The 20,182-nt window shown below is 69.2% G+C and carries 20 protein-coding genes; 12 read left to right on the plus strand and 8 right to left on the minus strand.

The window, feature by feature from the left end:
• Positions 1 to 46: 46 nt before the first annotated feature.
• The 3 genes from ACWDNU_RS25520 to ACWDNU_RS25530 all read left to right on the plus strand — a co-directional run bounded on the left by ACWDNU_RS25520 (position 47) and on the right by ACWDNU_RS25530 (position 1,975).
• The gene (locus ACWDNU_RS25520) at positions 47 to 475 is read left to right on the plus strand and encodes a HutD/Ves family protein (protein ID WP_449670735.1); all 429 of its coding nucleotides are present in this window, start codon (positions 47 to 49) and stop codon (positions 473 to 475) included.
• A gap of 7 nt (positions 476 to 482) precedes the next feature.
• Positions 483 to 1,310, plus strand: a complete 828-nt coding sequence (locus tag ACWDNU_RS25525; protein WP_449670736.1) for an SCO6745 family protein — start codon at positions 483 to 485, stop codon at positions 1,308 to 1,310.
• Between the two features lie 254 nt (positions 1,311 to 1,564).
• The gene (locus tag ACWDNU_RS25530) at positions 1,565 to 1,975 is read left to right on the plus strand and encodes a hypothetical protein (protein ID WP_449670737.1); all 411 of its coding nucleotides are present in this window, start codon (positions 1,565 to 1,567) and stop codon (positions 1,973 to 1,975) included.
• A 2-nt stretch (positions 1,976 to 1,977) separates the two neighbouring features.
• Here the strand turns inward: ACWDNU_RS25530 and ACWDNU_RS25535 are convergent, their stop codons facing one another.
• Positions 1,978 to 3,678 (minus strand): DUF1003 domain-containing protein, encoded by a 1,701-nt coding sequence (locus tag ACWDNU_RS25535; RefSeq protein ID WP_449670738.1) that lies wholly within the window; start codon positions 3,676 to 3,678, stop codon positions 1,978 to 1,980.
• Between the two features lie 468 nt (positions 3,679 to 4,146).
• Between ACWDNU_RS25535 and ACWDNU_RS25540 the strand changes: the two genes are divergently transcribed.
• From ACWDNU_RS25540 to ACWDNU_RS25550, 3 genes are all read left to right on the plus strand, one after another.
• Positions 4,147 to 5,112 carry an AraC family transcriptional regulator gene (locus ACWDNU_RS25540; RefSeq protein WP_449670739.1) on the plus strand — a complete coding sequence of 322 codons (966 nt, stop codon included), beginning with the start codon at positions 4,147 to 4,149 and terminating at the stop codon, positions 5,110 to 5,112.
• A 188-nt stretch (positions 5,113 to 5,300) separates the two neighbouring features.
• Positions 5,301 to 6,032 carry a GAF and ANTAR domain-containing protein gene (locus tag ACWDNU_RS25545; RefSeq protein ID WP_449670740.1) on the plus strand — a complete coding sequence of 244 codons (732 nt, stop codon included), beginning with the start codon at positions 5,301 to 5,303 and terminating at the stop codon, positions 6,030 to 6,032.
• Between the two features lie 96 nt (positions 6,033 to 6,128).
• Entirely contained in the window at positions 6,129 to 6,617 is a 489-nt protein-coding gene (locus ACWDNU_RS25550; protein ID WP_449670756.1) for a DinB family protein, read from the plus strand.
• Here ACWDNU_RS25550 and ACWDNU_RS25555 read toward each other — a convergent pair.
• The gene (locus ACWDNU_RS25555; RefSeq protein WP_449670741.1) at positions 6,607 to 7,932 is read right to left on the minus strand and encodes an outer membrane protein assembly factor BamB family protein; all 1,326 of its coding nucleotides are present in this window, start codon (positions 7,930 to 7,932) and stop codon (positions 6,607 to 6,609) included. The genes ACWDNU_RS25550 and ACWDNU_RS25555 overlap by 11 nt on opposite strands.
• A 185-nt stretch (positions 7,933 to 8,117) precedes the next feature.
• Between ACWDNU_RS25555 and ACWDNU_RS25560 the strand changes: the two genes are divergently transcribed.
• Positions 8,118 to 9,635, plus strand: a complete 1,518-nt coding sequence (locus tag ACWDNU_RS25560) for a molybdopterin-dependent oxidoreductase (protein WP_449670742.1) — start codon at positions 8,118 to 8,120, stop codon at positions 9,633 to 9,635.
• A gap of 64 nt (positions 9,636 to 9,699) precedes the next feature.
• Complete coding sequence (locus ACWDNU_RS25565; protein ID WP_449670743.1) at positions 9,700 to 10,362, plus strand: fasciclin domain-containing protein; 663 nt, start codon at positions 9,700 to 9,702, stop codon at positions 10,360 to 10,362.
• Between the two features lie 46 nt (positions 10,363 to 10,408).
• On the opposite strand, the gene ACWDNU_RS25570 is transcribed toward ACWDNU_RS25565, so the two are convergent.
• From ACWDNU_RS25570 to ACWDNU_RS25595, 6 genes are read right to left on the minus strand one after another with little or no spacing between them, the layout of a single operon-like run.
• Positions 10,409 to 11,758, minus strand: a complete 1,350-nt coding sequence (locus ACWDNU_RS25570) for an MFS transporter (RefSeq protein WP_449670744.1) — start codon at positions 11,756 to 11,758, stop codon at positions 10,409 to 10,411.
• The gene (locus tag ACWDNU_RS25575) at positions 11,748 to 12,149 is read right to left on the minus strand and encodes a RidA family protein (RefSeq protein WP_449670745.1); all 402 of its coding nucleotides are present in this window, start codon (positions 12,147 to 12,149) and stop codon (positions 11,748 to 11,750) included. The genes ACWDNU_RS25570 and ACWDNU_RS25575 overlap by 11 nt, the downstream gene beginning before the upstream one ends.
• On the minus strand, positions 12,146 to 12,838 hold the full coding sequence (locus tag ACWDNU_RS25580; protein WP_449670746.1) for a hypothetical protein: 693 nt from the start codon (positions 12,836 to 12,838) through the stop codon (positions 12,146 to 12,148). Before ACWDNU_RS25580 ends, ACWDNU_RS25575 begins: the two co-directional genes overlap by 4 nt.
• Positions 12,835 to 13,824 (minus strand): membrane dipeptidase, encoded by a 990-nt coding sequence (locus ACWDNU_RS25585; protein ID WP_449670747.1) that lies wholly within the window; start codon positions 13,822 to 13,824, stop codon positions 12,835 to 12,837. The genes ACWDNU_RS25580 and ACWDNU_RS25585 overlap by 4 nt, the downstream gene beginning before the upstream one ends.
• The gene (locus ACWDNU_RS25590) at positions 13,825 to 15,477 is read right to left on the minus strand and encodes a hypothetical protein (RefSeq protein ID WP_449670748.1); all 1,653 of its coding nucleotides are present in this window, start codon (positions 15,475 to 15,477) and stop codon (positions 13,825 to 13,827) included.
• Positions 15,474 to 16,934 carry an aldehyde dehydrogenase family protein gene (locus ACWDNU_RS25595; RefSeq protein ID WP_449670749.1) on the minus strand — a complete coding sequence of 487 codons (1,461 nt, stop codon included), beginning with the start codon at positions 16,932 to 16,934 and terminating at the stop codon, positions 15,474 to 15,476. Before ACWDNU_RS25595 ends, ACWDNU_RS25590 begins: the two co-directional genes overlap by 4 nt.
• 112 nt (positions 16,935 to 17,046) lie before the next feature.
• On the opposite strand from ACWDNU_RS25595, the gene ACWDNU_RS25600 reads away from it, so the two are divergent.
• From ACWDNU_RS25600 to ACWDNU_RS25615, 4 genes are all read left to right on the plus strand, one after another.
• A complete protein-coding gene (locus tag ACWDNU_RS25600; RefSeq protein WP_370935494.1) occupies positions 17,047 to 17,925 on the plus strand; it encodes a LysR family transcriptional regulator in 879 nt (292 codons plus the stop codon).
• Between the two features lie 7 nt (positions 17,926 to 17,932).
• Entirely contained in the window at positions 17,933 to 18,835 is a 903-nt protein-coding gene (locus ACWDNU_RS25605; protein WP_449670750.1) for an RNA polymerase subunit sigma-70, read from the plus strand.
• A 68-nt stretch (positions 18,836 to 18,903) separates the two neighbouring features.
• Entirely contained in the window at positions 18,904 to 19,470 is a 567-nt protein-coding gene (locus ACWDNU_RS25610; protein ID WP_449670751.1) for a dihydrofolate reductase family protein, read from the plus strand.
• 18 nt (positions 19,471 to 19,488) lie between these two features.
• Positions 19,489 to 20,182: hypothetical protein (locus ACWDNU_RS25615; RefSeq protein WP_449670752.1), on the plus strand; the 694-nt coding region annotated here is incomplete at its 3' end.

A 20,182-nucleotide genomic window follows, 5' to 3' on the forward strand; every position in this document is an offset into this window, starting at 1 on the left:
TAGCAGGTCGTTTGCGTCTGTCCTCGAGACCGGGTGAGATGCTCTGATGCTCAACCCGTTCGAAGTCACCCCGGTCCCCTGGCGCAACGGAGCAGGCACCACGCGGGAACTCGCCGCCGATCCCTCCGGCGAAACACTGTGGCGGATCAGCGTCGCGGATCTTCTCGAAGACGCCCCGTTCTCGGCTTTCCCTGACATCGACCGGCTTTTCACCGCCCTCGGCCCGCTCCGGCTGACGATCAACGGGACCACGACCGACCTCGGCCGCGGCGACCAGATCCGGTTCGCCGGAGAAGACACCGTGACGGTCTCCCTCGATCAGCCGACCCAGGCTCTCAACGTGATGACCCGGCGCGGGCGGTACCGAGCCGAGGTCGTCCTGCGCGCACCCGAGGCGGACCGCGTGGACGGCGTCGCCGCGACGGTCGATCTCGACGGGCAAATCGCCGATGTTTTCCTCACCGCGCTGGCATGATGCAGCCATGACCCGCATCGCCCGGCGCATGTTCGAGCTCCTGGAGCCGATCTGCCTCGTCACGTTCTTCGCCGACGAATGCAACGAGGAACTGGCCGCGCTCGGCCACCGCACCTACTGGGACGGCTATTTCGCCAGCCGCGCCGCGCCGTTGGGACGGCCGTCGGCGGAGGTCGTGCACGCGGCGTTCTACAACTTCGCCGAGGGCGAGGCCGCGCGGCACATCCCGAGCGCGTGGGAGACGATCCCGGCCGAGGCGTCCGTCGCCGCACGCGAACGGGGCAGCGCGGCCTCGGTGCGCCGCGTCCTCGGCGACGAACTGGCCGACTCGCCGGGCTTGGTGCGCGCCGCCGACTTGACCACCAAGGCCGCGACGAGTGCCCCCACCGTGGGCCGCGTGATGTTCGCCGGGATGCGCACGCTTCCGGTGCCGAGCGATCCGGTGGCCCGGCTGTGGCATTCCGCGACCATGCTGCGCGAGCACCGCGGGGACGGGCACATCGCCGCTCTGGTCGGCGCGCGGATCGGCGGGACCGAGGCGCACATCCTGTCGGCGCTGGAGATGGGCATCCATCCGCCGGAGTCGTTCGGGCGGGTGCATCACCTGCCGAAGAAGCGGCTGGCGGCGGTCATGGAAGGGTTGCGGGAGCGGGGGCTCGTGGACGCCGACGGGCATTTCACCGACGCTGGGCGCGAGGTGAAGCAGGGCATCGAAGACCTGACCGACGAACTCGCCGCCGCGCCCTACGAAGCCCTGCCTGCTGCCGAACTCGACGAGCTGATCGCCGTGCTGGAGCCGATCACCGCGAGGCTGGTGGCCGCCGGATCGAAGTGACCGGACCGCGCCGCAGGACGCCTTGCCCGCCGCCGAATCCGATGACCTGATCGCCTCACACGAACCGACCACCGCCACCCTGGTCGCCGCCGGATCGAAGTGACCGGACCGCGCCGCAGGACGCCTTGCCCGCCGCCGAGCTTGCCGAACTGATCGCCGTCCTCGAGCCGATCACCGTGAGCCCGATCGAAGTGACGTAACGCCACCCCGCCTCGCCGCGACTTCGGGGAATCCGAGTCACAACGAGGTGTCTCATGTCCCTGGCCAAAGCCTTCGCCACCACCACCCCGACGGCCGAACCGACGAGCGGCAACCTCGGCGACTCGGCGCCGGCGGACACCAAGAACGTCAGCGACTTCGTCACCGTCCAGTCGCTGACCAACTTCGCCGCGATGACCGGCGCCGTCTCCGCCGCCTGGGGCGGCGCGCAAAGATTCTGGAATCCCTTGCACGGCCAGTGGTTCCCCTTCGCGCTCTGCGCCCTCTTCGGCCTGGTCTCGCTGGTGGCCTCGCGACCGGGCGAGCAAGCGCTCGACGCCAGCGGCACTCCGTTGGCCGACCAGCCGCCGAAGCTGATCCGCTGGCTCCAGCCGTCGTTCATCGCACTGGTCAACGTTTTCGTGCTCTACGGAGCCGTCGTCGGAGCGGCCTCGGCGATCAGGTGACGTCAGTCGTGCCGGGCGGCCAGGCGGACGGCGTCCATGGCCGCGACCTCCTTGGGCGTCCGGCGTTGCGCGCCCACTCCGAGGAATCCGCCTTCCTGGTTCACTTCGGCGACCACCGTGGCGATCTCGACCAGGAACTCGCGGAAGTCCGGCAGTTCCGCGGGCGCGGTGCCGGCGACGATCGTGGCGGCTGAGCGGATCGTCTTTTCCGCGTACGGCAGGTATTCGGAGTATTTGACGCCCGGCCGCAGGCCCGTGTCGAAGGCCGACGAGGCCGCCACCTCGCGGATGAACCGCCGAGGGTGCGCGACGCTGGCTTCGCGCAAGGTTTTCACCAGCGCGAACATCTCGTCCGAATCGACGCCGCCGACCGACAGCCCGACCAGGATTCCCGACGCCATCATCGCCCGCTGCAGGGTCGCCCATTCCTCGGCGGTGAAATCCTCCTCGCCCGCGCCGCCGCGGGCCCGTCCGTCGCGGACCACCTGCATGCCGACGCTGGCCACCAGACCCGGGATGCTGCGCGCGACGTGCAGTTTCCGCGTCCGGGCAGGCTCCGGCAGGTCGTCCCAGTCGACCAAATCCGGGTCGGGCAGTTCGCCGGAGGACTGTTCGGTCCGCCACCGGTCGTGTTCGCGCTGGGCCAGCAGCAGGACCTCGTCGTCGCCGAACGCGACGGTGAGGTCGGGGTCGAACGCGGGCACCATCACGCAGCCGACCAGCGCCAGATGCTCGCCCAGCTGCCGGGCCTGGGCACGGGTGACCGCCTTGTGTTCCTCCGGGGCCTGGTCCCAGCGGGGCGGGACCCAGGCGTGCACGGTCCGCTGAGCATGGCCGTCGACGTCGTGGAGCGCCCGCGCGAGATCCTCGATCAGCTCGCCGCGGGTGTAGCGGCTGAGGTCCTCGATCAGCCGGTCCTGCGCCTCCAGCCGCGCCTTCATGCGGCGGCATTCGTGCAGGACCGCCTCGCCGTTGAGGAAGGTCTGCTCGGACCGCCGGTCGCCGGCCTGGCCGAGCACGCCCTGCCCGACCATGATCACGATCATGAAGACCAGCTGCACCAGCGTGGACAGGAAGGTCATGAACGCGAACGGGTACGGGTCCAGCGTCTGCACGCCCAGCCCGGCCAGCCCCATCCACACCACCTGCGTGCCGGCGGCCAGGTAGAACGCCCACATGCTGCCGAGCCGCTGGGTCAGCCACGCCGCGATCCGGCCGTTGACGCTCACCGCCTGGTCGAGCGCCTGCGGCGGCCGCTGCACCCGGTGCTGCTGGATCCACGGATGCGGGCTCGACTCCAGCAGGCTCACGCCGCGGCTGAGCGCCCGGTCGTGCTGGTCGAGATGCCGCTGCAGGTCCGCGATCTGCTCGAAGACGGCCTCGGCGTTCTCGTAGGTCTGGATCGAACGCCGGTCGGCCGCGCCGCCCAGCACCCGCTGGCCGACCAGGATCACCAGGCACAGCACCAGCTGCACCACGTTGTCGAGGAAGAGCAGGAACGCGAACGGATACGGGTCGGCCGCGCGCAGCGGACCCCAGGTCGCCAGCGCCATCCATCCGGCGACGAGAGCGAGCACGACATACAGCGCGGGCATCGAGCCGACCGCGCGCGTCAGCGCGGCCGCGAACGCGCCGTTGAAACCGACCTGTTCGTCCGCGGTCGTGGCCGGTCGCCGCAGCCGCGGCATTCGGCGGCGGTTCACCCGATCCGTCCGGATTCGGTGGCCACAGCGGCTTTCCAGCACGCTTTCGTTCGCTCCGTGGATCCGCGCCGCGTCACCGTCGAGCCCCTTCCGCTTTCCGCCGGTCTCTGCACCCCAGTATCCCGGCGCGGGCCGGGAGGGGTCCACGGCGCCCGTGCTCCACTGTCCACTGAGGACTATCGGCGACGGACATGGCGGGAAATATTACGCGCATTCGGCAAAGAAATCGTTTTCTCGCCCCATTTAGCGCACCGTCGGGGAAAACGCGGTCTCCCGGCTTTCCCCGGCGAGCGGTACCGTTGCGGAAGCGCTGGCACGACGGAAAGGCAGGTTCCGGCAGACCGGCGATGGTGAGGTGTTTTCGCATTCGGCGCGCTGCCGCGGGACGGCGCTTTCCCCGGCCCGGAATTGCCTGCCCGGCAGGCAGCGCCGCGAGTGCGCGAACGCCCGGGAACGGCGGGAATCGTGATGAAAGAGCTCGATTTCGACAGCGAAGACCTCGAGGTCACCGAAGAGTTCCTCAGCAGGGCCTACACCAGGATGCAGATCGGCGGCGACGTCGAACAGACCCGGGCGCACGTCTCCCGCAATGTCGTGGGATCGGTCAGCGTGGACGATCTCGAGTTCAGTTACGACATGAGCCACGACGCCGGGACCCTCGGCAAAATCTGTCTCGGCAACGTGCATTCCGGCTCGATCGTGCGGCAGTGCTTTCCCGACGGGGAGGAAGGGTTCTTCGGGCCCGGCGACGTATTCGTCTACGCTCCGCACGACCGGCCCTACGCCGGGGTGATCCGCCGTTCCGGCTACAACCTCGTCATGTTCGACCCGCAGTTGCTGACCCGCGTGGCCGCCGGGCTCCCCGGCCGCAGGCCCGATCCGGTGCGGCTCGTCGGCGACCGGCCCGTTTCCCCGGCGGCGGCACAGCATTTGCGGCGCACCATCGCCTACCTGCGCGACGGCGTCTGCGCCGATCCCGAACTGAGCCAGCAGCCGCTGCTCGTCTCGGCCGCTTCGCAACTGCTGGCCGCGAGCGTGCTGGCCGCCTTCCCGAACACGGCGACGACGGAGCCCACCGGCGGGGACCGCCGCGACGCGCACTCGGACACCCTGCACCGCGCCGTCGCCTACATCGACGAGCACGCCGACCAGGACCTCTCCGTCGCCGACATCGCCGCCGCCGTCCATGTCAGCGTCCGCACGGTGCAGGTCGCCTTCCGGCGGCACCTGGACACCACTCCGATGGGATATCTGCGCCGGGTCCGGCTCTCCCACGCCCACGCCGACCTGGTGGCCGCCGACCCGTCGGGCACCGTCACGGTCACCGCCGTCGCCGCCCGATGGAGTTTCTTCCAGCTCGGCCGGTTCGCCGCCGCGTACCGCACCGCCTACGGCTGCTCCCCGCACCAGACTCTCGTCCAGCGCGGCCCCTGAGCGGGACTCCTGCGTTTTCTGCACGCCCGGCGCGAGGTGCTGCGTTATCGGCATGGCTTCGTCCGGTGAATACGGGCTTCACTGGACATCGGCGGCAGACAGCCGCATACGCCGGCGCCGTACCGCCGCGCAGCCGGTGGACCCGCTTCGCCGCACGCGCCCGGTTCCCGCCTGCCTGGAGGGGAACTATGCCTGCCACCGAACGCGAAACGCTGGTCGCCGAGGCCGTGCTCGGCCTTGCCGCCGGCGACCGGCCGGTCCCGGACCTGCTGCACGACCTCACGATCAGCGTGGCCGCCCTGCTCGGCCTGCGGGCCGCCGGGGTCTCGGTCCTCGACGAGACCGGGAAAGCGGACTGCCTCACCACCTCCGACGAAACGTTCCTCCCCTTGGCCCGCAGCCAGTTCGAACTCGGCGAAGGCCCGGCCCTGGACACCATCCGCACCGGTGCCGTACTGCCCCCGGTCACGCTGCGGCCCGCGGGATCGGGACCGCAGCGCTGGCCCCGGTTCACCGCCCGGGCGCTGCGGGCCGGAGTCGCTCGCGCCGCCGCCGTGCCGCTGCGGGCGGGCGAGTACACGGTGGGTGCGGTGACGTTGTTCGGCGGGACGCCGTCGGTCCCGGCCGCGCAGGATCTGCGGCTGGCGCAAGTCCTGGCCGACGCCGCCGGGGCCGGACTGTCGCAGCGCCAGGCGTTGCGGACGAAGGACGAGATCATCGGGCAACTGCAGTCGGCGCTGGACTCCCGCGTCGTGATCGAGCAGGCCAAGGGGATTCTGTCCGCGCATCTGGACGTCGATCTGGGAGAAGCGTTCGAGCGGCTGCGTTCGTACGCCCGCGGGCAGCGGCTGAAGCTGAGCGAACTGGCCGAACTGGTCGTACAGGGAGACATCCCGTCCGGGTTGAGCGCGATCGCCTGAAGCTTCACCGCACGGTCCACAGAGGACGGTGCGGGCGAGGCTGCTCGCCGGGGGCTTTGCCGGGCCTCAGCGATCCGGCAAGCTGGACCGGTGACCATGGAATCAGTGATCGACAGTCCCGCCAAGAAGCAGCTGGAATTCTTCATCGACGAGCACCGCGAGGCGCTCCAGCACTGCCTCGACGGGCTCACCGAAGAGCAGGCCCGCAGGTCGCTCGTGCCGTCGCGGACGACGTTGCTCGGGCTGGTCAAACACGTGACCTTCGTGGAGAAGGTCTGGTTCGACGAAGCCGTCACCGGCCGTACGCGCGCCGAGATCGGGATCCCGGACACGCCCGACGAATCGTTCGCCTTAGCCGACGACGACACCGTCGCGTCCGTCCAGCAGGCGCACCGCGAAGCGTGCGAGAACGCCCGCCAGGCCACCGCGTCGCTCGAACTCACCAGCATCCTGCCTGGCAACCGGCGCGGCCCGCTGCCGCTGCAGTTCGTCTACCTGCACGTTCTGCGCGAGCTGGCTCAGCACTGCGGGCACGCGGACATCCTCCGCGAGCAGATTCTCGCGGCGGACGGCGCTACTTCTTGACCGGGTACGCCGTGGGCACGCCGTCCTTGTCGACGCCCGCCGCGGCGTATTTGCTCACCCAGTCCGGCACGTAGCCGACGTCGGTGGACAGGTCCTTGCCGGTCTTGGCGTCGAGGACGATCGGCTGCCGTCCGTTGGTGTAGCCGTACAGCGCGCCGTGCCAGGCGACGGTCAGGCCGCCCGGCGGGACGCGGTTCGCGGCCTGGTCCGGGAGGCTCCACAGCTTGGTCCCGGCCTTGGCGTCGTAGGCGGTGAGCACGCCGGAGTCGGTGCAGGCGAGCACCGACTGCTCGTCGTAGAGGCAGTCGCCGTAGCGGTCCGGGCCCAGGTTGCGGGTGCCTTCCACGGAGAACTTCTCCGCGCCCGTCGTCGCGTCGAGGAACTTCAGGAACGCGTGCCCGGTGCTGTACTCATTCGCTTTCAGGACCACCATCGCCGGATCTGCCTGGATGATCTCGACCGCGCTCGATTTGGCGGCGGCGACCCACTTCTGCGCGCCGGTAGCGACGTCGAGCGCGGTCGCCTGGACCATCGAGGAGTTCTCGGCCACGTTGGAGTCGACGCCGACCACGACGTCGCCGTTCAGGCTCCCCGCGTCGAAGTCCTTGCGCTCCCACAGCTGTTTCCCGGTCGCCGGGTCCAGTCCGACGGTGCGGTTGCCCTCCGACTGCGTGAAGCTGGCGATCACCGCCTTGTCGGTGACCGCGACGACGTGCGTGACCGAACGGTCGCCGCTGATCCCGTACTGGTCGTCGGCGATCTTGGTGTTCGCCTGCCAGGCCTTGGCCCCGGTTTCCGGGTTCACCGCGATGACGGCGAGCGCGAGGTAGCCCGGCGTCGTGCCCTGCTCGGGCATCCGCAGCGGGACGGCTCCGACGGCGAGTTTGTCCGTGACGAGCGGCGGACGCGGGCCGCTCTGTTCGACGAACGGCCCGTTGTGCGCGTTCGGGTCGGCGGCCGGGCCTTCGATCTTGGTGTTCCACTTCTCGCGGCCGGTCAGGACGTCGACCGCGCTCAGCGATTCGGGGGCGATGATGTAGCCGGTGCGGTCGCGCAGCGTCATGAACTTCGACGTCACGGAGCCGCCCATATTGGCCTGCAGCGCCGTGCGGGGCAGCGGGACGCCTTTGCTGGTGTCGAACGCCAGCGGCGGGTCGGCGGTCACCGCCTCGGGCTGGGCGGACGAGGCGGGCGGCTGCTGCCCGGCCGGTCCGGCCTTGTCGGTGGGCAGATCGGTCGGCAGCGACCCGCCGCCGCACGCGGCCGTGGCGGCCAGCATCCCCAGACCGGCCGCGATACTCGCGATTCGCCGCATCGGTGTCCCCGTTCTCCCGAATCACTGCTCCATTCGGAGTCGTCGGGGAACTTAGCCGACGAAACGGCCGCGCGTGCACGAGATCACACAAATGCGGCGAAAAAGGTGACCCGGGCCTTCGCCGCTACCCAGACGGGTGACGAACCGGCGCCCATCCGCAGCCGGTCCGGCCGCGAATGCCTGGCATGACCTCCCGTCTGCGGATCCTCCCGGCAGCGCTCTGCGGTGTCCTCGCCCTGGTCTCGGCGCTGGCCGCCGGACACCTGGCGGCGTCGTTCGGCAACGTCAACGCTTCGCCGTACCTCGCGGTCGGGAACGGAGCCATCGATCTGACGCCGCTGCCGGTGAAGGACTTCGCGGTGCGGACCTTCGGCACCTACGACAAAGCCGTCCTGCTCGGCGGCATGGCGGCGGTCTTACTGGTTGTATCCGCGGCGGCCGGGTTGCTGTCTCGGCGATCGCCGTGGCCGGGCCTCGCGATCATTGTCGCGTTCGGACTCATCGGCGGGATCGCGGTGGCCGCGCGGCCGGATCTGACCGCGGTGGCGTTGCTCGCTCCCCTGGCCAGTTTGGTCGTGGGAGCGGCGGTTTTCCTGCTGCTGCACCGAATCGCTTTACAGCAGCAGACGACGGACTCTTCACGACGGTCGTTCCTGCTCGGCAGTGTCGGCGCCGTCGTCGGGGCTGGAGTGCTCGGCGGTGCCGGGCAGCTAATCAGCGGAAGCCGCGACGCGACCGCTTCCCGGGCAGCGGTCGGCCAGCTCGTGCCCGCGGTTTCGGCTCCGCCGATCCCCGCCGACGCGGATTTCGCCAAGCTCGGAACGCCGCCGTTCCTCACGCCGAACCGGGACTTCTATCGCGTCGACACCGCGTTGTCCGTTCCGCAGGTGCGAACCGAGGATTGGAGCCTGCGGATCCACGGGATGGTCGAGCGGGAAATGCGGTACCGGTACCGCGATCTCCGCGACCGGCCGCTGGTCGAGCGCACCGTGACGATGACTTGTGTGTCCAATGAGGTCGGTGGCGACTATGTGTCCACTTCGAACTTCATCGGGATCGATCTCGCCGATCTGCTCGCGGAAGCCGGAGTACAGCCGGGTGCGGAGCAGTTGTTCTGCTCCAGTGTGGACGGTTGGACGTCCGGCACGCCGGTCGCCGCCGCGCTGGACCGTTCGCGCGGCGCGATGCTGGCGATCGGGATGAACCGCGAGCCCTTGCCGCTGGAACACGGGTTTCCCGCGCGGCTGGTCACTCCCGGGCTTTACGGGTATGTCTCGGCGGTCAAGTGGGTGGTGGACATCGAGGTCACCACCTGGAAGGCCCGGCAGGCCTATTGGCTCCGTCGCGGCTGGGGCGAGCAGGCGCCGATCAAGACCGAATCACGGATCGACACGCCCAAGGGCTTCGCGACGGTTCCGTCCGGTGCGGTGCGGATCGCGGGCGTCGCTTGGGCACAGCACACCGGGATCGCCAAGGTGGAGATCAAAGTGGACGGTGGCACCTGGCAACCGACCACGTTGTCCGCCGAGGTGAATCCGAATACCTGGCGGATGTGGTGGACGCAGATCTCGGTGAAACCTGGCACGCACCAGGTGTTCGTGCGCGCGACCGACAAATCCGGCTATACGCAGACCGAGGCCCGCGCTGGCACGGTGCCTGACGGAGCGACTGGCTGGCATTCCACGACTTTTATCGCTTCCTGACCAATCCGGTGCCGACCCGGCGCCGAATCCCTGAAGAACAGTCCACTGTGAACGGAGAATTGCCGTGAAGTCCCTTCGCCTCGCCGGTATCGGTGCCGTCGCTGCTCTCGCCCTCACCGCGTGCGGCAGCAGCACCGACAACAACGCCTCGAGCAGCTCCTCGTCGGCAATGCCCTCGTCGATGCCGTCCTCGGCGCCGATGTCCAGCAGCAGCTCCGGCGTCACCACCAACGACCAGGTCTTCGGTCCCGCCTGTTCCCAGCTCCCGCAGGGCAGCGCGCCGGGTTCGCTCGACTCGATGGGCCCGCAGCCGGTCGCGTCCGCCGCCTCGACGAACCCGCTGCTCACGAAGCTGGTCGCGGCGGTCAAGGCCACCAACCTGGTCGACACGCTCAACAGCCAGCAGGCCATCACCGTCTTCGCCCCGGCCGACCCGGCGTTCAACGCTCTAGGCGACGCGAAGTTCAAGGAGCTGGCGGCCAACCCGAACCAGCTCGCGCCGATCCTGCAGTACCACGTGGTCGGAAAGCGGTACGACGCCAAGGGCCTCGAACAAGCCGGCACCTTGACCTCGCTGAACGCGGCGGGCGGGCCGCTGAAGATCGAGGGTTCCGGCGACAACCTGACGGTCAACGGCGCGAAGATCCTGTGCGGGAACATCCCGACCAAGAACGCGACCGTCTTCGTGATCGACAAGGTGCTCACCCCGGGCACGAACAAGAACTGAGCCACCGGGCCCGGCGCGCCTCCCCAGCGCCGGGCCCGGTTTCCCCTCAGCTGAGCGAAGAAGCGACGTGCAGATCGATGTTCTTCGTCTCCGGAGCCATGAACGCACTCACGATCGCACCCAGCGCGGCAATACCGGCAGCGATGTACATCGTGGCCGAAAGCCCGAGATTGGCGAGCGACCACGGCGTCGCGAACGTGCCGACCGCCGCGCCGATCCGGCTGATCCCGGTGCACAGCCCCACCGCCGAGGCGCGAACCTCGGTCGGGAAAAGTTCGTTCGGGTAGATCCATTCCAAAATGGACGGACCGCCGTTGAACACCGCGTACACCGCAAAGGCCAGCGCGATCAGCCACAGCGCGGCCCCCGGTTGCAGACCGAGGTAGAACAGCCCGGCCGCGGAAATCGCGAAGCCCCAGATCAGCACGGGGCGACGGCCGAGCCGGTCGACCAGCAGCAGCGCGGCGATGTTCCCGACGAAGAAGAAGAAATTGATCAGCCCGTACCCGAGATGCGACAGGTTGCCGCCGCCGAGGTTGAACAGTTCGAGAATCTGCGGCCCGAAGGCGTAGATCGCGAACAGCGGCACGACCGTGCACGTCCAGAAAATCGAGATGAAGATGACCCGCTTGAGATATCCGCGGCGCCACAACGCGGACATCGGGGTTTTGGTTTCGGCTTCCGGAAGATCGTCCAGCGTCGCGTGCTCGCCGATCGTCGTGCGCAGCACTTCCAGCGCTTCGGCGTCGCGGCCCTTGCTGTGCAGCCAGCGGGGCGACTCCGGGATGCTGGTGCGGGCGATCACGATCAGCAGCGCGGGCACCGCCGACGACAGGAGCATCCACTTCCAGCCCTGGTCCACATTGAGCAGGAAGAACCCGACGAACGCGGCGACCGTCGCGCCGACGAACCACATCGCGTTCAGCCCGCCGACCAGCCGCGCCCGCCATGCCTTCGGCGCGAACTCGGTGACCAGCGCGGTGGCGATGGGATAGTCCGCGCCCACCGCGACGCCGATCAGCAGCCGCAGCACGAACAATTGCGCCGCGTCGGCGACGAAGAACTGCAGCACCGAGCAGACGATGATCGCGATCAGGTCGATCGTGTACATCAGTTTCCGGCCGATGCGGTCGGTGAGCGGCCCGAACACCGCTCCCCCGATGAAAACGCCGACCAGCGCGGACGCGCCGATCAGGCCGGACCACAGCGAGTCCATCTGCCACTGCGGGCCGATCTGCACCAGCGCGATGCCGATGATGCTGAGGATGTAGCCGTCCAGGAACGGTCCGCCGGACGAGTACAGCGCCAGTTTGCGGTGGAACCCGTTGAGCTTGGCCGAATCCAGGGTCGCCCGAACAACAGAGCCAGCGGTGTCCGGTGCGCGGTCAGTCTTCATGTCGGTTGGTCTCCTCGCTGCCGACCGCCGCCACGGCGTCGATCTCGATGCGTTTCGTCCCCCGGAATCCGGCGACCTGGACCGTGGTCCGCGGCGGCAGGTCGATGCCGGCGAAACGGTCGAGGTAAGCCTGGTGGTAGACGTCGAACTCGCCGAGGTCGGCGAGGAACACCGTCAGTTTGAGCAGCGTGCGCAGGCTCCCTCCCGCGGCCCGCAAGGTGTCCTCGAGGTTGTCGAGGGCCACCCGCACCTGCTCGTCGATTTCCTCCGGGACGCTGCCGTCCCGCCGTGCGGGAACCTGCCCGCACGCCCAAATCACTCCGCCGAAGACAGCGGCACCGGCGTAGGGACGAGGTCCGTGCGGATGCGCTACCAGCTCACGCGAGTTCATCGGCCCTCCCGGTGGTCCGGAATCAGGAACCCGCGCGCGATCGAATACGCGTGAGTCCACAGTGGAGTCTTCACGGCCACGCCATGGGTGACCGCTTCGCGATACCGCTGCTTTCGTTCCGCCGCAGTGGAAATCACTTCACCGGCGGGAACGTCGGACAACGAGCGGATCACCAATCCCGCGACCGGCGGACGCGGTTCGGCTTCAGCGGGGAGCCGGAGCAAATCCCCGTCCGGAGTCACAATGGTGCGTTGTGAACCGTCCGAAAGGGACAGTACCCGGCCAGCCCGTTCGGCGATGTCCAACGCGGCCCAATCCAGCGCCGGGGCTCCCGCCATGCCAGGCACGACCAACGTGCCGACTACCGCGGCCGTTTCGCACGCCGGTACGAACGCCTGCAGCGGACCGCGAGACGCCGGGTCGTGCGCCACCGCGTAACCGTCGCAATGTTCTAGCCGCAGCCCGACCCGTCCAGCCGGGACGCGTGCCGTCTCGGTGACCAAGGCGTCAAGCCCGGCGCTCTCGTGGACCTCAGCAGAAGCGACGACCTCGGCCAAATACTCCGCCTCGCCGCTGCTCAGCCCGGAGGCTCGCAACGCCCGCAGCGAAACCTCGTGGATCTCCCGCACGGACACCCGGGTAAGCACGGTTTCGGCGGCTGAAACGCGCTCAGCCCGCGCCGCGGTCATTGCTCAACTCCAGGGAACACCGTGTCGAACAGCCGGAGCCAGTTGCCGCCCAGCACCTGCGCCACCACGGTTTCGTCCAAGCCCACTTCCAGCAGCCCCTCGGTGAGGACCGGAAAGTCGGCCGGTCCGCCGAACCAGTTGGGCCACACCGGCCACTGCGGTTCCACCGGCACCGCGGACGCGGGCCGCCACCGGCCGTTGCGCAGCCAGGCGACGTAGTCCTGCGACCAGTTGCGCGTGCAGTCGCTGCCGAGCGCGACGTGGTCCGGCCCGATTCTCTCGACCAGCCCGGCGACCATCTCGCAGAACTGCCGCCGGGTTGTCTTCTCGCCGCCGATCACGTTGGGGTACAAGCAACAGCCGAGCACACCGCCGCGTGCGGCGAGGGCGTCGATGACGTCGTCCGGCTTGTTGCGCGGCGAATCCGCGAACGACAACGGGTTCGCGTGCGTGATCGCGACCGGCCCGGCCGAGGCGTCGATCGCGTCGCGGCTGGTGCGGTTTCCGACGTGCGACAGGTCGACCAGCATCCCGACGCGGTTCATTTCCGCGACGATGAACCGGCCGTACGCGGTGAGCCCGGAGTCGTGCTCGTCGTAGCAGGCGCCGCCGACGAGGTTCTGAATGTTGTAGGTGAGCTGCGCGATGCGCACGCCGAGCCGATGGAAGACCTCGACCATCCGGTAGTCGTCGCCGAACGGCGAGGTGTTCTGGAAGCCGAGCAGCACGGCGAGCCTGCCGTCGCTCTTGGCATTCCGGATGTCGTCGGCGTTATCCGCGAGGACGACCAGATCGGCGTTGTCGCGGGAGAGTTCGTACCAGTCCGCGACCGCGCGCAGCGTTTCCTGCGGGCCTTCCCAGACCGCGCAGGTCGCGTTCACCCCGGTGACGCCGCCCGCTTTCAGCTCCTCCAGGACTTTGCGGTCCCAGTTGTTGATTTGCAGTCCGTCGACGACAGTGAGGTCGCCGTGCTCCAGGGGGTCCACTCAGGACTCCTTTCCGGGCTTGCGGGTGAACAGCCAGTCGTCGTCCACTCCGGACTCGACGTCGCTCGCCCGGGGCGCGCCCGAGAACAGCGTGACGCGCAACCAGTCGGTCGACTGCGGGCTGTAGTTCTCCATGCCGTAGAGGGCCAGCTGGAACCGCTGCAGGTGCAGCGGAAGGAAATCGTCGGCGAGCAGGTTCGCGCGGACCTCGCCGTAGCGGAGCTCGGCGACCGACTGCACGCGCGCGACAATGCCGCGGTGCCAAGGGAATTCCAGCAGGAACTCCGCCACTGAACGGTCGGCGTCGGCGGCGGCCAGGTCGTGCCGGAGGGCATGCACGGCGCGGGCGATGTCGATCGGATGTTCCATCGATTCGCCCGGATCCTGGCCGCGTTTGCCGCGCCGGGGTTCTTCGTTGTCCTCCGCCGAGAACCAGAACCTCGCCTGTTCGTTCGGGTCGGTGAAGTCGAATTCGCGGGTCCAGTCGTACCGGTCGGCCAGCAGGTCGCGCAGCTGCCCGCAGGTCTGGGCGATCTCGACGCGCCGACGCTGGTCGCAGGTCAACAGGTGCTCGATCTCCGCGTCGAGCGAGTCGTCCAGTTCGACTAGGACGGTGTGCAGTACCGCCCGGGCCTCGGCGCCGAACTCCGCGGCTCGGTCGTCGAGGTCCCGCCACCGAAAGCCGCCCGCCGGGAATTCGCTGAGCAGAGAAGCGATTCCGTCGAGCCGTTCGGCCATTTGCGGGCCAGTCAGGTACGGCGCGGTCGTCAGGGTGTCGCGTTCGCGGAAGTACCGGCGAGCGCGGTCGAGCAGCATGCTCGCGCGCCGCACGGAACCGGCATCGGCTTCCGCATCGAGGGCATGGGCCAGCGGCAGTTCCCTCGCCGCGCACCAGGCGTCGAGGATGCTCGGATGGTTCACCACGAACGGGACCATGCCGAGTCCGGTCGCGTTGCCCAGGCCGAGGTAACGCCGCCATTCTCCGGAAAGCGTTGCCGCAGCGGGGTTTCGGCGTGCGGCGCAGTGCTCGACCAGGTCGTAGCTGAACTCGCGCAGCAGCCACGCGGCCAGCATCTGCGCGCGGTACGGCACTCGCAGCGGCGGGACTTCGGCAACCCGGTCGAAGTCGGCGAGACCGAACTTTCCGTTGCTGTAGAAGGCAGTGCTGCGCAGGATGTAGCAGGCGTCGCCCATGGTGGCGCAATCTGGCTGTTCCCCGCTCGCCAGTTGAGCTGCGACGTAGTCGAAGAACCGTTCGCTGCGGTTGGCGCGGGTCCACACCAGCGTCGCGGCGTCGGCCCGGCCAGCTTCCTGCCGTGGTACTTCACGACGCAGCTCTGCCATCCGAGAGTCCGGAACTGGACCTTCCACCAGAGCAGCCGTGACATCCCACCGCTTCGCGATGACCCGGTCAGTGCGCTCGTTTTCTTGCAGCACCGTGGAAAACACCGCGAAGTGCAGCAGCGTACCGTCGACGTCGATCCGGTAGACCGCTTCGCCGTGCCCGTGGTCGTCGAATTCCCAGCGAACGGTGGAGACCGTCCAGCGTTCCCGAGCCGCCTGGCGGAGGAACGACCGCGCGAAGCTGTGCCGGGTGTAGCGGACGGCGCCCAGTTCCGCCGGGGCGAGCGCCGTGTCCGCTGGCCGGGTCACGATCGGTCCCGAGGCGCGGACGTCCGCAGGTACGCGGTTTTGGTCCAGGTGAAGAACTCCGCGGCGGATTCGCCGTTCTGCTCGCGGGGCGCGGGGAACGACGAGTCCTTGAGCCCGCCGAACGGAGCGTGTACTTCGGACCCGGTGTTCGGCGCGTTGACCTTCACGATGCCCGCGTCCAGATCGCGCAAGCACTGCCGTACCGCGCGCTCGTCGTCGGTGAACACCGCGGCGGTGAGCCCGAACCGGGTGCCGTTCGCGAGCCGGATCGCCTCGTCCAGGTCGGCGGCGCGCAGCACGGTGGCGACCGGGCCGAACACCTCCTCCTGGCTGATCGTCAGCTCGGGCGTCCCGGCCAGCAGCGTCGGCGCGACGAACGCGCCACCCTCCGGGCAGTCCGCACGGGCCAGTACAGTCGCGCCCTCGTCGACCGCCTGCTGGATCGCGCCCTCGACCTCTTCCGCCGCCCGCGCGGACACCAACGGTCCAATTTCGACTCCCGGCGTCGTCCCCGGCCCGACCACAAGACCCTTGACCCGCGCGGACAGTTCGGCGACGAGCCGGTCGTAAGCATCCCCGACCGCGATGATCCGGCGAGCGGCGGTGCACTTCTGCCCGGTCCCGCTCATCGACGCGGTGACCAGCGCCGCTGCCGCCTCCGCCGGGTCGGCGTCGGGCAGGACGATCGCCGCGCTGTGCCCGCCGAGTTCGAGCTGCACCTTCGCCCCGCGCGGCACGACCGCGGCCTGGATCGCCCGGCCGACCGGCACCGACCCGGTAAACGTGACACCGGACAGCTCCGGCCGCTCCACCAGCTCAGCACCGAGCGAACCGGGCGCGAGCAGCAGGTTGAGGACGCCGTCCGGAACCCCAGCCTCGATGAGGATCTCAGCGAACGCCACCGCCAGCGCGACTGTGTCGCTGGCTGGCTTCCACACCACCGCGTTGCCCCACAGCAGCGCGGGAGCCAGTTTCCAGGCCGGGATCTGCACCGGGAAGTTCCACGGCGTGATCACCCCGACGACCCCGAGCGGACGGCGCACGGTCCGCACGACCTCGTCCGGGTTGCCGGACGGGTAGAGCACGCCGTCGGCACTGCGCGCCCGGCCCGCGTGATAGTGCAGCGTCTCGACCGAAGCGGCTACTTCGCCCCGCGACTCCGCCAGCGTCTTGCCCTGTTCGCGGGTCATCAACGCGGCCACCGATTCGGCGCGCTGGGCGAGCAGTTCCGCGGCCCGCCGCAGCACGAGGCCGCGGGCGATGGTGCCCTGGCGGTCCCACTCCGGCTGCGCCGCCACGGCCGCGCGCACCGCTTCGTCGAGCAGCTCTGGACCAGCCGTCCGGTACTCGGCCACCACCTGCGCGGGATCCGCCGGGTCGACACTCTGCGCGACCGGTCCGTCGCCGGGAACCCACCGTCCCGCTACGAAGTGCTGCAACGACAATGCGTGATCCACGGGCGCTCCTCGACGTTCGCGACGGTGCTTGTCTTCCATGACGCTAAGTCGCGCGGAACACAGAGTGAAGTATCTATTGCCTACGCACTGATAAGGAACCATTATCAGCGGCGTGGAACTCCGCCAGCTTCGCTACTTCGTCGCGGTCGCCGAGGAACGCAGCTTCCGCCGCGCGGCCGAACGGCTGCACCTCGCCCAGCCCGCGCTCAGCCAGCAGATCGCGAAACTGGAGAAAGAGCTGTCCGTGCGGCTGCTCCTGCGGACCACGCGCAGCGTCGAGCTGACTGAACCTGGCCGGGTGCTGCTGACCGAAGGCCGTCGCGTGCTCGCGGGCAGCCAGCACGCGCTCACCGCGGTCGCGCACGCCGCGCGCGGCGAACTCGGGCTCCTGCGGATCGGGTTCGTCAGCTCGGCCGCTTTGGAAATCGTTCCCGCCACAGTGCTGGAAATGCGGCGGCAATGGCCGAATGTCCGTTTCGAACTGACCGAATCCACCACCGACGCGCAAATCGCCGCGCTCGGGGACGGCCAGCTCGACGTCGGGATCGCGCGCGAGGTCGGCGAAGCCCCCGGACTGACCGTGCACCCGCTGGGCCAGGAACGGCTGATCGTGGCCGTGTCCGAGACGCATCCGTTGGCGGACAACGAAACCGTCGAGATGGCGGAGCTGGCCGACGAGCCATTCCTCGCCTTCCCGCGCACGCGCGTCTCGCGGCTGCACGACCACATCGAGACGCTGTGCCTGCGCGCCGGATTCCGGATGCGCGTGGTCCAGGAAGCCGTCCAATTCCCGACGATGCTCGGCCTCGTCGCGGCCGACACCGGCATCGCGATCGTGCCGAACGCCTTGCGCGCCTTGCAATTGCCCGGATTGCGCTATCTCGCGCTCACCGACGCTGGCGCGTTTTCGACGGTCTCGGCGATCTCGCGCACCGATCACGAAAACAACCCGGTGGTCGACCGTTTCCTCAGCGTCGCGCGTGCCGGATGATGTCCCGGTGGACTTCGAAGCGCACCGCGGCGAACTGACCGCCTACTGCTACCGGATGGTCGGCTCGTTCCACGAGGCCGAGGACCTGGTGCAGGAAACGCTGCTGCGCGCGTGGAAAGCCCGCGACCGGTACGACTCGGCGCGCGCTTCCGTCCGGACCTGGCTGTACCGGATCGCGACCAACGTCTGCCTGACCGCCCTTGAGGGCCGCGCGCGGCGGCCGTTGCCGTCCGGTCTGGGTGCCGCCAGCGACGACCCGGGCGCGCCATTGCAACCGGCGACGGACATTCCGTGGCTGCAGCCGTTCCCCGACGCCCGCTGCGATGCCGACACCCGCGCCGGACTGCGGCTGGCGTGGGTCGCCGCGACGCAGGTTCTCCCCGCTAAGCAGCGGGCAGTCGTCGTGCTCCGGTCGGTGCTCGAGTTCAGCGCCGCCGAGGTCGCGACGCAGCTGGAGACGACCGTTCCAGCCGTCAACAGCGCGTTGCAACGAGCCCGCGCCGCCCTCGCCGACGCGGGCTCGATGGACGAGATCGCCGAACCGGACGACGCGGAAACCCAAGCCGTGATCGACCGGTACGCGCAAGCCTTCGAGGCCGCCGACGTCGAGGCGCTCGTCAAGCTGCTCACCGACGACGCGATCCTGGAAATGCCGCCGGTCCCGCTGTGGTTCCAGGGCAGCGACGACTACGGCAGGTTCATGCACCGGGTGTTCGAGATGCGCGGGGTCGGCTGGAGCGTCCGCGGGCTTACTGCCAACGGGCAGCCCGCGCTCGCCGCCTATACGCCCGACGGGCAGCTGCACACCCTGCAGGTCTTCACGGTGACCGGCGGGCGGATTTCGCATAACGTCGTCTTCGCCGATCCGCGTGTTTTCGAGGCGTTCGACCTGCCTTTGAAGATTTCTTAGCCGGGAGCGATGAGTTCAGCCGGGGTCGCCGGTAAGTACTGGCGACACCGATTGAAGGGATCTCCGCCATGAGCGTCATCGTCATCGCCTTCACCACCCTCGACGGCATCTCGTCCGACCCGGGCAGCGCCCCCAGCAGCGGCTGGGCGTTCCGGCACGGCCCGGAGTCCGTCGCGGGCGACAAATTCCGGCTCGGAAGCACATTGGACGACGGGGTCCTGCTGCTCGGCCGCAAGACCTGGGAGCTGTTCTCGGGTCTGTGGCCGCACCGCGACGACCCGTTCTCGCAGCGGATGAACGCCGCCGCCAAGCTGGTCGCCAGCAGCACTCTGACCGACACCAGCGCGTGGCAGAACTCGTCCGTTCTCGACGGCGACCTGGTCGACGCGGTGAAGCGGGAAGAGCGCGACGTCATCGTCATCGGGAGCCTGAGCGTCGCGCACGCGCTGATGGCCGCGGACCTGGTCGACGAGTACCGGCTGCTGACCTTCCCGACCATCCTGGGCACCGGAACCCGCCTTTTCCCGGACGGCACCGGGCCCGCGCACCTGGAATGCGTATCGTCCGAACGCGTTGGCGCGGCGACGCTTTCGCGGTATGTGCGGGAAAATTCAGTGGAGAGCTCCGAGCAGTAAGCCGTAACGTCGCCGGCCATGTTGCTGCTTGTTTCGGGCGCGTCCAGCGTCGGCAAAACCACCGCTCGCTTGCACGCGCGGCATCTGCTCGACAACACGTACGAGGACGCCGAACTGAGCACGCTCGGCCCGATCCCGGCCGTGCAGACCGTCGCGTGGCGGCAGGAGCGGGTGGAAGTCGCGGTGCGGCGGGCGATCGCGCTCGAAGCCGAGGGCAAGCACCTGCTGCTGGCCGGCGATCCGGTGCCGATCGGCGAAGCGCTCGCCGCGCCGAGTGCCGACCGGATCGACATCGCCGGCTGCCTGCTCGACCTCAGCGACGAGGCCCACCTGGCTCGGCTCGCCCGCCGCGGCGAGCCGAGCCCCGCGAACCAGGCGTTCGCGGCCTGGATGCGGGCGCACGCGCACGACCCCGGGCACGTCCCGGAAGCCGTCACGAACGACTCCTGGCCGGAAATGCGCTGGGACCGCTGGGTCGGCCGGTCGCCGGGTCCGGAGTGGGCGATGACGGTGGTCGACACTTCCGCGCTCGGCCCGGAGGAGGTCGGCGCGGCGGTCGCGGACTGGTGTCGGCGCGCGGTGGCCGGGGAAGCTCCGGTCTTCCGGGCTGGTTGGTTCGCGGAGGTCCGTGAGGGGAACCCTGAGGGCCAAGGTCGAAGAAGAAAAGGAACGCATCCGCGCCGAACGGGAACGCCAACGGGACGAACAGCAG

Source organism: Amycolatopsis sp. NPDC003676 (assembly GCF_053587275.1).